The organism is Mesorhizobium sp. WSM1343 (assembly GCF_055901535.1).
The window spans coordinates 3642347-3654134 of record NZ_CM148370.1 but is presented as its reverse complement, the minus strand read 5'-3'; the positions used below and the strand labels follow the sequence as shown (position 1 = coordinate 3654134).

13 protein-coding genes and 2 tRNA genes are annotated in these 11788 nt (G+C 62.9%); 9 read left to right on the top strand and 6 right to left on the bottom strand.

Features of this window, described 5'->3' with window-relative positions:
- Nucleotides 1-54: 54 nt before the first annotated feature.
- The gene (locus AC0NIL_RS17700; RefSeq protein WP_013531233.1) at nucleotides 55-507 is read left to right on the top strand and encodes an Lrp/AsnC family transcriptional regulator; all 453 of its coding nucleotides are present in this window, start codon (nucleotides 55-57) and stop codon (nucleotides 505-507) included.
- A 1-nt stretch (nucleotide 508) separates the two neighbouring features.
- On the opposite strand, the gene AC0NIL_RS17695 is transcribed toward AC0NIL_RS17700, so the two are convergent.
- Together AC0NIL_RS17695 and AC0NIL_RS17690 are read right to left on the bottom strand one after the other, a co-directional pair.
- Nucleotides 509-1708, bottom strand: a complete 1200-nt coding sequence (locus AC0NIL_RS17695; protein ID WP_473573083.1) for a cytochrome-c peroxidase — start codon at nucleotides 1706-1708, stop codon at nucleotides 509-511.
- 7 nt (nucleotides 1709-1715) lie between these two features.
- Nucleotides 1716-2165, bottom strand: a complete 450-nt coding sequence (locus AC0NIL_RS17690) for a FixH family protein (protein WP_275953162.1) — start codon at nucleotides 2163-2165, stop codon at nucleotides 1716-1718.
- Nucleotides 2166-2317: 152 nt separating this feature from the next.
- On the opposite strand from AC0NIL_RS17690, the gene AC0NIL_RS17685 reads away from it, so the two are divergent.
- A complete protein-coding gene (locus tag AC0NIL_RS17685; protein ID WP_275952840.1) occupies nucleotides 2318-3238 on the top strand; it encodes a sugar kinase in 921 nt (306 codons plus the stop codon).
- A 10-nt stretch (nucleotides 3239-3248) separates the two neighbouring features.
- Here AC0NIL_RS17685 and AC0NIL_RS17680 read toward each other — a convergent pair whose 3' ends face one another.
- The 4 genes from AC0NIL_RS17680 to AC0NIL_RS17665 form a co-directional block, all read right to left on the bottom strand.
- The gene (locus AC0NIL_RS17680) at nucleotides 3249-4271 is read right to left on the bottom strand and encodes an aldose epimerase family protein (RefSeq protein WP_024501271.1); all 1023 of its coding nucleotides are present in this window, start codon (nucleotides 4269-4271) and stop codon (nucleotides 3249-3251) included.
- 92 nt (nucleotides 4272-4363) lie between these two features.
- On the bottom strand, nucleotides 4364-5821 hold the full coding sequence (locus AC0NIL_RS17675) for an NAD-dependent succinate-semialdehyde dehydrogenase (protein WP_013531228.1): 1458 nt from the start codon (nucleotides 5819-5821) through the stop codon (nucleotides 4364-4366).
- 190 nt (nucleotides 5822-6011) lie between these two features.
- Nucleotides 6012-6962, bottom strand: a complete 951-nt coding sequence (locus tag AC0NIL_RS17670) for an AEC family transporter (RefSeq protein ID WP_127370801.1) — start codon at nucleotides 6960-6962, stop codon at nucleotides 6012-6014.
- Between the two features lie 70 nt (nucleotides 6963-7032).
- Complete coding sequence (locus AC0NIL_RS17665; RefSeq protein WP_275952839.1) at nucleotides 7033-7266, bottom strand: hypothetical protein; 234 nt, start codon at nucleotides 7264-7266, stop codon at nucleotides 7033-7035.
- A 20-nt stretch (nucleotides 7267-7286) separates the two neighbouring features.
- Between AC0NIL_RS17665 and AC0NIL_RS17660 the strand changes: the two genes are divergently transcribed.
- The 7 genes from AC0NIL_RS17660 (at nucleotide 7287) to AC0NIL_RS17630 (ending at nucleotide 11765) form a co-directional block, all read left to right on the top strand.
- Entirely contained in the window at nucleotides 7287-7589 is a 303-nt protein-coding gene (locus tag AC0NIL_RS17660) for a hypothetical protein (protein WP_245268538.1), read from the top strand.
- On the top strand, nucleotides 7586-8134 hold the full coding sequence (locus tag AC0NIL_RS17655) for a histidine phosphatase family protein (protein ID WP_013531226.1): 549 nt from the start codon (nucleotides 7586-7588) through the stop codon (nucleotides 8132-8134). Before AC0NIL_RS17660 ends, AC0NIL_RS17655 begins: the two co-directional genes overlap by 4 nt.
- Before the next feature lie 229 nt (nucleotides 8135-8363).
- Nucleotides 8364-8437 (top strand) — tRNA-Tyr (locus AC0NIL_RS17650).
- A gap of 1 nt (nucleotide 8438) precedes the next feature.
- A tRNA-Asn gene (locus tag AC0NIL_RS17645) sits at nucleotides 8439-8505 on the top strand.
- A gap of 358 nt (nucleotides 8506-8863) precedes the next feature.
- Entirely contained in the window at nucleotides 8864-10006 is a 1143-nt protein-coding gene (locus AC0NIL_RS17640; RefSeq protein ID WP_473573084.1) for a slipin family protein, read from the top strand.
- 230 nt (nucleotides 10007-10236) lie between these two features.
- Nucleotides 10237-10518, top strand: a complete 282-nt coding sequence (locus AC0NIL_RS17635; protein ID WP_010909964.1) for an acyl carrier protein — start codon at nucleotides 10237-10239, stop codon at nucleotides 10516-10518.
- A gap of 56 nt (nucleotides 10519-10574) precedes the next feature.
- The gene (locus AC0NIL_RS17630; RefSeq protein WP_473573085.1) at nucleotides 10575-11765 is read left to right on the top strand and encodes a beta-ketoacyl-ACP synthase; all 1191 of its coding nucleotides are present in this window, start codon (nucleotides 10575-10577) and stop codon (nucleotides 11763-11765) included.
- Nucleotides 11766-11788 lie beyond the last annotated feature (23 nt).

Here is an 11788-nt window from a genome sequence, read left to right as displayed (position 1 = left end):
AGGTCATTCGATCTATCCTAGCGGCATATAATTGACATTTGGACTGCGATTTCGATGACAGAAGACCAATTGGACCGCATAGATCGGAATATCCTGGCCGCACTTGCAAGCGATGGCCGGCTTTCCATGTCAGAACTGGCCGCAAAGGTCGGCCTGTCGAAGACGCCGGTGCAGGCGCGGGTGAAGCGGCTTGAGAAGGACGGCTATATCAGAGGCTACCAGGCGATCGTCGACCGCGAGCGCATGGGCGAAGGCCATGTCGCATTCGTCCAGGTGAAATTGTCCGATACCAGATCCGCCGCGCTCGACGCCTTCAACCGGTCCGTACAGGCTGTGCCGGAGATCGAACAGTGCCACATGATGGCGTCGAGCTTCGATTATCTGCTGAAAGTCCGCACCAGGGACATCGCCGCCTACCGCCGCGTCCTCGGCGAGCGCATCTCGGCCCTGCCCCATGTCGCCCAGACCTCGACCTTTGTGGCGATGGAGACCGTGAAGGATCGGTAGATCACTCCGAAAGCGTCTTCAAAAACGCCACCAGAGCAGCGCGTTCTCGGTCTGAAAGCTCCAACGGGTGAACCTCTGATACCCCTTCGACGCTGGGCGCGGCCTTCGCATAATGCGCCACGACCTCGTCGAGCGACGAAAACTGCCCGGCATGCATATAGGGCGGTCGCGTTGCCGCTCCGCGCAGAGACGGCGTCTTGTAGGCGCGGATGAGTTGTGGCGCATTCTTGACCATGAAGCGCAGTTCGCCGCAGGCGGCAACGTCGCCGTCCCGATAGGCGCCAAGGCAGTTGAACGGGTCGGCCTCGACTTGGTGCACGGCATCGATGCGGCCGCGATCCGGCGGCAGGCCCGCAACAGGCGGCACGCCGGTGTTGTGAAAGCTGTTGTCGGTGAAGCGCGGGCCGTTGTGACAGGTCACGCAATTGGCCTTGCCGATGAACAGTTTAAGCCCAAGGATTTCTTGTTTGGAAAAGACAGCATCGCCCTTCGGCTCGGCACCGGTGGCGAGGTCCAGCGCAAAGCGGTCGAAGCGCGCTGGCGCTGGCGCTATCGAGCGTTCGAAGGCGGCAATCGCCTTGCCGATATTGACGAAGACACCGTTGATGGCGTCGCGCTGCGCGCTGCTCATGGCATTCCAGGCTGCTTTCTCGGCATCGTTTCCAAGTGGGCTGGCATTCAACGGCATGCCGGAAAAATCGGGCAGCGGCCCAAAAATGCGCTCATAGCGCTCGCCGAAGCGCGCCTTGATGTAATGCGCGTAGGCAGCGCGGTTTCCCGCCTGCTCCAGCGGATTTTCGAGCGGCGTCAACGCTTGCGCCCACAGGCTGTCGCGACGGCCATCCCAGAAGAACCAGGGATCGTGCGCCACGCCGGCCAGCGGCATGGTGCGCCGGTTGGCGTGGCCGACGCCGACCGCCTGCGGCAGGTCGTCCTGGAACTGGCGGTCGATTTTGTGGCAGGTCGAACAGGATACCGACCCGTCACCGCTCATGCCCTGATCGAAGAACAGCGTCGAGCCGAGTGCGGCGGCGGCCGGCACATCGGCAAAACGATTGGTGGTGTCGGCCTTGAGCGCCGGCAGCGACGACAGCGCCAGCGAAGCGATAGTCTTCTTTTCTGCGTCGGAAAAATCAGGCTTGCCGCAGCCCACGAGGACGACGGCGACCATCAGCGCCAGAAAGCGGAAAAGGCGCTTCATCGATCGCTCACAGCACCACGTTGAACAGTACGGTATCGGAGCCGGCGCCGGATGAGATGGCGAAACGAAGTTGCCACCAGCCGCTCATGGTGAATTTCAGCCCCTTGATGCGGTAACGGCCTTCGCCCAGGTAATCGGTGACCTGCGGGCTGGTCGGCAGGCCGTGATTGTGTTGCGGCATTCCGCCGGAGATGGCGATCGCGGCGCGCTCCACCGAAGCCCCTGTCTTTGTTTTCAGGGTCAGCAGCCAGGATTCCAGTTCGCCCTGCCGCACCACGCCCCGTTCCGGCACGAAACTCGCCACGTACAGCCCGTTGTCGGTTTTCTTCGTCCGCGCGACATCCGGGCCGGCTGGCAGCGACGAACGCGGCGCCGTCAGGAAGACGACCGCGAGAATGGCGACCAGCAAGGCAGCCAGACCAAGACCCGCCAGAAGATAACGCCATATCGATGCCAAACCGGTTCCTCTTCTGCAGACAACGCTCTGCCGAACGGATCGCATCCCGCCAGCCTGTGGGAAAACGCTGTGGCGGAAAAAACCCTGCTTGCCAAGCATGGCGCTGCCGATGGCAAAAAGCTACAGCACCGGGAAGCACTGGAGGATTGTAGATGGCGGGAACCGGCGTCGCCTCGATCGGCGAATGCATGCTCGAACTGTCGGGCCAGACCGGACCGAACTGGCGCATGGGCTTTGCCGGCGACACGTTCAACACGCTGTGGGCGCTGCACGCGCTGAGCACTGAGCGGCCGGCAACCTATGTCTCGGCCTTCGGCGACGATCCGTTCTCGCAAGCCCAGATCGATTTCTTAGGCCAGAACGGCATCGGCATCGGCTCCAGCCCGATCATAGCGGGCGCACGGCCTGGCCTCTATGCCATCACGCTGACCGGGGCCGAGCGTTCCTTCACCTACTGGCGCGGCGACGCCGCCGCGCGGCAGCTCGCCTCAGACCCGGTTGCATTGTCGAAAAACCTGGTAAATCAGGCGCTTGTCTATTTTTCCGGAATCACTTTGGCAATTCTGGATGAGGCCGCGCGCGCCGTATTGCTGGCGGCCGTCGCCAAGGCGCGCTCGGCCGGTTCACTTGTCGCCTTCGATCCCAACTACCGGCCGCGGCTTTGGCGCAATCGCGAGGATGCACAGGCAGCGATCGTCGAAGCCCTTGCCGCCACCGACATCGCATTGCCGACTTTCCCCGACGAGCAGATGCTGTTTGGCGATGCAACACCGCAAGCGACCGCAGAGCGACTCAGGCAACTGGTTAGCGAGGTCGTCGTCAAGAACGGCGAGCAGCCCGCCCTGATTGCCCAAGGAGAAACACTACGCGAAGTCCCGGCGATCCATGTCGCCGCCCCCGCCGATACGACCGGCGCCGGCGATTCGTTCAACGGCGGCTATCTTGCGGCTCGTCTCGCCGGCCACGACCCGCAGGAAGCCGCGCGCCGTGCGCATCGTGTCGCCGCCGCCGTGGTGCAAGTGCGCGGCGCGCTGGCGCCGTTCGAGACGCTGCGGGCGGCTTTCGAAGGCTAAGGTCGGAAAACTAGGGCAGGCGGAACCTGTATTCCGTGACGTGGTGGTAGATCGCGCCCGGCCACAGCGTTGCTTGCGGGAAATAAGGCCGGTTCGGCGCGTCCGGCCAAATTTGCGGCTCCAGGCAGAAGCCGCAAAAGGCCTTGTAGTTCCGCGCTTCCAGCCCGGTGCGCGGCGTCACATACTGGCCGGTATAGAGCTGGACGCCGGGCTCGGTGGTCCAGACCTCCATCTCGACACCGGAACTGGCGCCTTGCGTCCATGCCGCCTGCTTGAGCGGCCCGCGTGCCGAAGCAAGGCAGAAATTCTGGTCGTAGGGCAGTTGATCACCCTCGGTTTCCATGCGCAGCGGCCGCGCCTGGCGGAAATCGAATGGCGTGCCGTCAACCGGCTTGACCACGCCTGTGGGGATCATGTCGCCATCGACCGGCAGGTAGGCGCCGGCATTCAGCATCATCCTGTGGTCGAGAATGTCGCCTGCGCCGCCATCATCCAGGTTGAAATAGGAATGCTGGGTGAGATTGCACAGCGTCGGCTCCTCGCAGGTGGCGGTCAGCTCGACGCTGAGCGTGCCGGGGATCTTCAGCCGGTAGGTGCAGGTGACGTCGAGCGCGCCGGGAAAACCCATCGTGCCGTCGGGATCGTGCAGCGTCAGCGTGACGAAATCCCTGCCATGCAAGGAAACCGTCCACGCCCGGTGGGAGTAACCTTGCGAGCCGCCATGCAGCGTATGCTTGTCGAGGAAGTTTTGCTCGGTCTGGTAGCGGCTGCCGCCAATGGTGAAGCGGCCGTCGCGGATGCGGTTGGCATAGCGGCCGACGACCGCACCGAAGAAGGCCGTATCCGTCTCGTAGCCTTCCAGACTGTCGTAGCCGAGCACCAGCGGAGCATCGTGCCCGGTCAGGCGCAAATCCTGGATGATCGCGCCCAGACCGATGATGTTGGCTGTGATGCCGCCGCCCCTGATCGTGAAGCGACGCACCTGCTCGCCAGCCTGCGTCGTGCCGAAAACCTCGCCGTCCTTCATCGCCATGCCCGTAAATGCCAGTTGATCCAGAAGACTTCGGCTGGTTTTTCCATGAGAGATGGGCAGGCCATCGGCCTCCCCATCTCAGGGATAGCCTATCAGAGGCCGAGGCCGCCGATGCAGACATATTTGGTGTCGAGATAATCCTCGATGCCCTGATGCCCGCCTTCTTTGCCGAGGCCGGATTCCTTGACGCCGCCGAACGGCGCCTCCGGCGTGGTGATGAGGCCTTCATTGACCCCGACCATGCCGTATTTCAGCCCTTCCATCACTCGGAAGGCGCGGCCGAGGTCACCGGTGTAGAAGTAGCAGGCAAGGCCGAATTCGGTGTCGTTGGCGAGGGCGACGGCTTCCTCTTCGGTCTCGAACTTGAACACCGGTGCGACCGGGCCAAAGATCTCTTCCTTCATGAAGCGCATCTTGGGTGTCGCGTTGGCGATGACCGTCGGCTGGAAGAACGAACCGCCGAGCGCATGGCGCTTGCCGCCGGCAACGATCTTGCCGCCCTTTGATGTGGCGTCGGCGATCAGTTCCTCGACCTTCTCGACCGCCTTCTCGTCGATCAGCGGCCCCTGCTGCACGCCGTCCTCGAGGCCGGAGCCGACCTTCAGCGCGTTGCTGGCGGCAGCGAGCTTCTCGACGAACTTGTCATAGACACCTGCCTGGACAAGGAAGCGGTTGGTGCAAACGCAGGTCTGGCCGGAATTGCGGTACTTGGCGGTGATGGCGCCGGCGACGGCACGCTCGAGGTCGGCGTCGTCGAAAACGATGAACGGCGCGTTGCCGCCGAGTTCCATCGACACCTTCTTGACGGTGACCGACGACTTCTGGATGAGAAGCTTGCCGACCTCGGTCGAGCCGGTGAAAGTGATCTTCGACACCAGCGGATTGGCGCAGATCTCGTCGCCGATCTCGCTGGCCGAACCGGTCAGGATGTTGACGACGCCCTTGGGGAAACCGACTTCCTCTGCGAGCGCGCCCCAGGCGAGACCCGAATACGGCGTCTGCGACGCAGGCTTGACCACGGCGGTGCAGCCGGCGGCGAGCGCCGGGCCGAGCTTGCGGGCCAGCATCGAGGACGGAAAATTCCACGGCGTGATGGCGGCGATGACGCCAACCGGCTCCTTGGTCACCAGGATGCGGCGGTCCGCCCATGGCGACGGCACGACGTCGCCATAGGTGCGGCGACCTTCCTCGGCGAACCACAATATGTAGGACGCGGCCGAGCCGATCTCCCCCTTCGATTCGAACAGCGACTTGCCCTGCTCGATGGTCAGCAGTTCGGCCAGTACGTCCTGATTGTCCATCATCGCGTCGTGCAGCTTGCGCAGCAGCTTCGAGCGCTCGAGCGCGGTCGTCTTGCGCCAGGTCTTGAAAGCTTCCGCGGCGGCTTCGATGGCGCGGCGGGTCTCGGCCTTGCCCGACTTCGGCACGGTGCCGATCTTGAGACCGGTGGCAGGGTTGTTGACGTCGACCGTCTGGCCGCTGTCGGCCTGCACCCATTCGCCATTGATGAGATTGGCCTGCCGCATGAAATGGCTGGTTTTCTGAAGCATGCTATCCTCCGTTCGGCGCCCTGACGGGCGGGTCTGTGAAATCTTCGGTGCGCGTGCGCCATGGACTGAGGCCGGCACGCCGGAGCCACTGCTCTTTACCGAGGGCAAGGCACGCAAGCAATCGCAAGATGGCATATAGGGCTTGGGCCAGAGCGAGACGAGAGCAGGCTGACGTGCTTACACCGATGCCTTACCCGAAAACGTACAAGACAACAGTCAGCCAGAACGCGGTGGTGACGGCGGCGCAGGCCGTGGCGAGGGTCATCTGGTTCGACGCCAACGCCTGGCCGGTGTTGAACTGCACCGCGATCAGATAGGAATTGACGCCGGATGGCATCGCGGCCACCATCACCGCCACCTTGGCCGTCAAGGGCGGCATGCCGAGCAACCAGACGAAGACCAGCACCAGCGCCGGCATCAGGAACAGCTTCAGCACCGAAAGCGCCAACGCCGGCCGGACATTGCCCGATATGCCGAAACGGCGCAGGCTGAGCCCCATGGCGAACAGCGCCACTGGCCCGGCAGTGCCAGCCAGCGTATCGACCAGCCGCGTGGCAAGGTTCGGCAGCGGCGCGCCGGTTAGGCGCCAGGCCAGCCCGGCCAGGATACCGATGATCAGGGGATTGGTGAACAGTCTTCTCAGAAAGCTCTGGACGATGCGCAGCGGGTGTACGGGCTCACTGCCACCGCGGCCAAATATCTCGAACATGATGATCGAAGCCATCATCATGGTCGGCAGATGCACGGAAACGAGCAGCGACAGCACTTCGAATCCCCTGGACCCGAATACGCCGAGAACGAAGGGAATGCCCAGCAGCACCACATTCGAGAAGGACGACGACACTCCACCGACGATGCCTGCGCGTGCGTCCCGCCCGAAGATCCGCGTCGTCACCAGATGGCCGGCAGCCCATGTCATTGCAACCGCCGTGAAGTAAGCGCCCCACAGCGGCCAAGGCGCCACGCCATGGAAGTCGGACTTCACCATCGTCTGGAACAGCAGCAGCGGCATCGCCACGTTGATGGCAAATTCCGAAATCCCCTCGCCGCTCGCCGGCTTCAGATAGCCGGTGAGCCCGGCGAGGTAGCCGAGCGCGACAAGGCTGAAGACGAAAAGAACGGTTTCGGTGAGCGGAGACATTTTTACCGTGAGGGGCGGGTTCCCGGTGATAGGCGAGCCGGGACCGCGACGCAATCGCGCCTGAATTTGATCATCGTCGGCTGGCAGCGTTATAGAGGGCTTGGATCATCAGGGCGGACACGGACGACAAATAGCCTTTGTCCGACTCTCGAACCTCCGTCTTTTGCAGCGGGCATGGCTGACGGCTTTCGTCGCCGCACTGCTTTGTCTTGCCGCGACCGCGCTTGCAGTTGCCGAGACGAAAAGCGACGCGCGCAGCGTCACCGATCGAGGCCGCATTCACGGCGACGCTGAAGGTATTCACCAGGGAAGCCTTCCGATGCAATGGCCTTCGCGCAGAACAATCTCGGGGATGTCAGCTGGAATCGGGCCAGCTATGGCGGCGGCAAGGCCGAATATCAAAAGGCGATCGGATTCTTCGAGAACGCCAAGCAGCGCTTTACCGAAGCCGGCTACACCAGCCATCCCTCTCACCGACCAGAAGGTCGATCTGGTGAAGAAGCAGATGGCGAAGAAGTAGGTCTACGCTTCCCGCCGACCGCGCCTTGTCTTTCGGCCGGCTTTACCGTCCCTATATGTCCTGCCACCGGAACCCCTTGCCGGGAACCGCAGAAGGATAGCGGATGATTCGATTTGCCTTGGCGTTGTTCCTGCTTGTTGTTCCCGGCGTGGCGCACGCCACGGATGCAGGCTGGGCGCTGCTGCGCGACGGCGGACACGTCGTGCTGCTGCGCCATGCCATGGTCACCGGCACCACCGATCCGGCCAATTTCGACATCGACAGCTGCGCCACCCAGATGAACCTGTCGGCGCGCGGCAAGCAGCAGGCGAGCAAGATCGGCGCTCTGTTTGCCGCTCGGGCGGCACCGATCGAGCGCGTGCTGTCCAGCCGCTATTGCCGCTGCCTCGACACCGCCCGCATCGCCTTCGAGGCCGACCCGGAACTCTTTGCACCGCTCGATCTCCTGAAAGGCGACGAGACGCAGAAGGCCGCGCAGACCGCTGCGATCCTGAAGGAAATCCGCGCCTATTCCGGCTCCGACAATCTGGTCATGGTCACCCATCTGGAAGACATCGTGGCACTGACCGGCATCTCACCGCGCGAAGGTGAGGCCGTCGTCGTCGAGCCGCAAGGCGATGGCCTGCGCGTGCTCGGCCGCGTCACCTTCTGAGCGTGCTGCGCGCGATCGCTGACGCCGAAAGCGGTGTTGCTGAAATGCCACCGTTGAAAGAAGCCGCAAATTCGCCGTGACAATGCCGCTTGCGACAACCCGTCGCAGGGGCTATAGGCGCGCTCCCGGTCACGAGAACCGAAGCGAGCACAACGGTTGGAGCTTTCGTCTCCGCCCGTGCAGGCGGCATTGCCGCCCTGCATACGGCGCCGCTTTGGGGATTGGGATCGCGGATGTAGCTCAACTGGGAGAGCGCCGGACATAATCCGGAGGTTGTGGGTTCGAGTCCCTTCATCTGCACCACGGATAGCTCAGTTTGGTTAGAGCATCAGATTGTTAATCTGACTGTCGAAGGTTCGATTCCTTCTCCATTTGGCCTTTGAAAAGCCATCCGAAAAACGGTCCGGGGACTGGAATGCGAAAGACTGGACGGGTGACCCAAGCTTTCGGGCGCGGATCATCCCAAGCGTCTTTCGCCATCGGCTCGCGGCCAGGCCCGCGGTGACGATCAAGGCGCGGTGTCGCCGGCAAGGGAGGCTAAGGCCTCCTGCGCCCGCTTCGCTGCCCCGCGATCCGCTCCCGAAGGCCCGCCACGGCTCGATGCCACCAGTCTCCGGATCATTCGTGCCCGGGCTACGACGCAAGAGACGACGTGAAACGAGAAACGAAGGGAAGATCGACGCATGACGTGACGCCTCGCATGGGGCCATGCCCGACAGGAGTAAGACAATGACCATTCTCGACAAGGTTCTTGGACGCGAGCGCGTCCTCGTAAAGGAAAACGAACGTGCCCTCGCCCTCCACCAGGGGGAGATCAAGGCTGTCCTGCTGCCGGGCGAGCACTGGCTCGCCAACCGGCGCGGCAGCCTCGAAGTGTCTCGGCACGATCTGAAGAACCCGGAATTCGTTTCGGCATACGAGAAGGCGTTGTTCGACAAGCTTCCGGATGTGGCCGCGCGTCATTTCACCGTCGTTCGCACCGGGCGCACGGATGTCGCCGTCATCGAGCGTGACGGCAATCTGCACGCCGTGCTGGCACCGGACCGCAAGCTCGTGCTGTGGACGGATGCCGGCCCTTGGAAGGTGACGCTGATCGACACGTCAGTCGATCTCGCCATCGATGCGGCGATCATGCGCCGGCTCGGCCAGGCCCGGAAGGCGGAATTGATGTCCGTCCATCCGGTCGTCGATGGTCAGGCCGGACTGCTGTTCATCGACGGTGTCCTGGTCAGGACGCTGACGGCGGGCGTGCATGGCTTCTGGAACGTCGGACGCATGGTGCAGATCAAGGTCGTCGACCTCAAGCGCCAGTCGCTCGACGTTGCCGGGCAGGAAGTGCTGACCAAGGATCGCGTGACGATCCGCGTCAACATCGCAGCCGAATACCGGGTCGTCGATCCGGTCAAGGCGGTCAGCATGGTGAAGGACTTCTCCGAAGCCCTCTACCGCGCCCTGCAATATGCCTTCCGCAAGACGCTTGGCGCGCTGACACTCGATCAGATCCTCGAAAAGAAGGTGACGGTCGATGAGGAAGCGGCAGCCAAGGTCCGCGCCGACATGGCCGAGATCGGCGTGGAGGTCAGCGATATCGCGCTCAAGGATGTCATCCTGCCGGGCGAGATGCGCGAGATCCTCAACCAGGTGGTGTCGGCCGAAAAGCAGGCCGAGGCCAACATCATCCGTCGCCGCGAGGAGACGAACGCGACCCGTTCCCTCCTCAACACGGCCAGGGTGATGGCGGAAAACCCGGTGATGCTGCGGCTGAAGGAGCTCGAGGCGCTGGAAACCATCGCCGGCAAGGTCGAGCGGCTGACCGTCCACAACGGAACGGGCGGGCTGCTGAACGATCTGGTCAAGCTTCGCGACAGCTGATGCATGTCGCCAAAAGTGTTCCGCTTTTGGAAAAACGACACGCATCGAAATAAGGCTGACGTTGCGTCAACAGAAGGGCCGCCGGGTAAACCGGCGGCCCTTCTTGCGTTTCGAAGGAACCCTACCCATCTGCGCCCGGCGTATCAGGCCTTTTCCTGCCGGAAAAAACCGATTAGACAGCGCCCAAACAAGATGCGGACAGATTCCGCCCGCAACCGAAGGAAAAGCCCTTGTCCACCACGTTCGACAAAGTCGCCAAGATCATTGCCGACACCAGCGAGATCGATATCGACACCATCACGCCCGAGAGCCATACGATTGACGATCTCGGCATAGACAGCCTCGATTTCCTCGACATCGTCTTTGCCATCGACAAGGAATTCGGCATCAAGGTGCCGCTGGAAAAGTGGACCCAGGAGGTCAATGACGGCAAAGCTTCGACCGACGACTACTTCGTCATGAAGAACCTGTGCGCCAAGATCGACGCGCTGGTCGCCGCCAAGACTGCCTGACGTCAGTTAAACGCACGATCTTGACGCGCTCTGCCGCCTGACCCACAAAGCCGCACATGAGCAGCCCCCGCGACGTCGTCATATCAGGTATCGGCCTTGTCTCCTCGCTGGGGGAAGGTCCTGACGCCCACTGGCAGAAGCTCGCGCAACCGGGCCCGCAGCCGATGCTCGAAGCGACGCGCTTTGCACCCTATACTGTCCATCCGCTGCCTGAGATCGACTGGAACCTGCAGATCGCCAAGCGTGGCGATCAGCGCCAGATGGAAACCTGGCAGAGGCTCGGCACCTATGCTGCCGGCCTTGCACTGGACGACGCCGGCATCAAGGGCGATGACGAACTCTGCGCGACCATGGACATGGTTGTGGCGGCGGGCGGCGGCGAGCGCGACGAGGCGGTCGATGCCGCCATTCTCGCCGCTTCGGAAAGCCGCAATGACCGCGATGTACTGCTCAACGAGAAATTGACCACCGAATTGCGCCCGACACTGTTTCTGGCCCAATTGTCCAACCTGCTCGCCGGCAACATCTCCATCGTCCACAAGGTCACCGGTTCGTCCAGAACCTTCATGGGCGAGGAAGGTGCCGGTGTCGCCGCGGTTGAAACGGCCGCCGCACGCATCCGCTCGGGTCAGTCGACGCATATCCTGGTCGGCGGTGCCTTCCAGACCGAACATTCCGATATGCTGCTCGGCTATGAACTCGCCGGCTATCTGCATCGCGGCCCATGGAAGCCGGTTTGGCAAAGACAGGGCACTGAGGGCGGTGGCGTCGTGACCGGCTCCGGCGGCGCCTTCCTGGTGCTGGAGCAGCGCGAACACGCGATGAGCCGCGGCCGCAAGATCTATGCAGAACTTGGACCGGTCGTCTCCGGCCGCGCCCGGCGGCCACGGGGAGAACTCGACGCCGAGATCGCCGCACTGCTCAAGCAGGCTGCATTGCCGAACGGCAAATTGCTGACCCTGTCGGGCGCATCGGGGGCGCATGCGGCGACAACAGCCGAGAAGGCAGCGCTCGATGCCAATCCGGCGATCGCCGCGCGTGGCTTCTCGACGCTGACCGGGCACATGAAGGAAGCACAGTTTCCTTTCGCTGTGGCACTGGCGGCACTCGCTGTCGACCGCAAGGCCGCCTATCCTGTTTTTGATGCCGCAGCCGAGACGCCGTTCGAAGGCGTTCCCCAATCCGTCCTTGCAACGGCGATCGGCTATCACCAATTCGAGGGCATGGCGCTGGTCAATGCCGCGTAACGCGGCTCCACGACCCATGCTGC

Excerpts from the sequence above, each read along its gene's own strand:
- AC0NIL_RS17700 (WP_013531233.1), top strand. The coding sequence starts at position 55 with ATGACAGAAGACCAATTGGACCGCATAGATCGGAATATCCTGGCCGCA.
- AC0NIL_RS17695 (WP_473573083.1), bottom strand. The coding sequence starts at position 1,708 with ATGAAGCGCCTTTTCCGCTTTCTGGCGCTGATGGTCGCCGTCGTCCTC.
- AC0NIL_RS17685 (WP_275952840.1), top strand. The coding sequence starts at position 2,318 with ATGGCGGGAACCGGCGTCGCCTCGATCGGCGAATGCATGCTCGAACTG.
- AC0NIL_RS17680 (WP_024501271.1), bottom strand. The coding sequence starts at position 4,271 with ATGGCGATGAAGGACGGCGAGGTTTTCGGCACGACGCAGGCTGGCGAG.
- AC0NIL_RS17675 (WP_013531228.1), bottom strand. The coding sequence starts at position 5,821 with ATGCTTCAGAAAACCAGCCATTTCATGCGGCAGGCCAATCTCATCAAT.
- AC0NIL_RS17670 (WP_127370801.1), bottom strand. The coding sequence starts at position 6,962 with ATGTCTCCGCTCACCGAAACCGTTCTTTTCGTCTTCAGCCTTGTCGCG.
- AC0NIL_RS17660 (WP_245268538.1), top strand. The coding sequence starts at position 7,287 with ATGGCCTTCGCGCAGAACAATCTCGGGGATGTCAGCTGGAATCGGGCC.
- AC0NIL_RS17655 (WP_013531226.1), top strand. The coding sequence starts at position 7,586 with ATGATTCGATTTGCCTTGGCGTTGTTCCTGCTTGTTGTTCCCGGCGTG.
- AC0NIL_RS17640 (WP_473573084.1), top strand. The coding sequence starts at position 8,864 with ATGACCATTCTCGACAAGGTTCTTGGACGCGAGCGCGTCCTCGTAAAG.
- AC0NIL_RS17630 (WP_473573085.1), top strand. The coding sequence starts at position 10,575 with ATGAGCAGCCCCCGCGACGTCGTCATATCAGGTATCGGCCTTGTCTCC.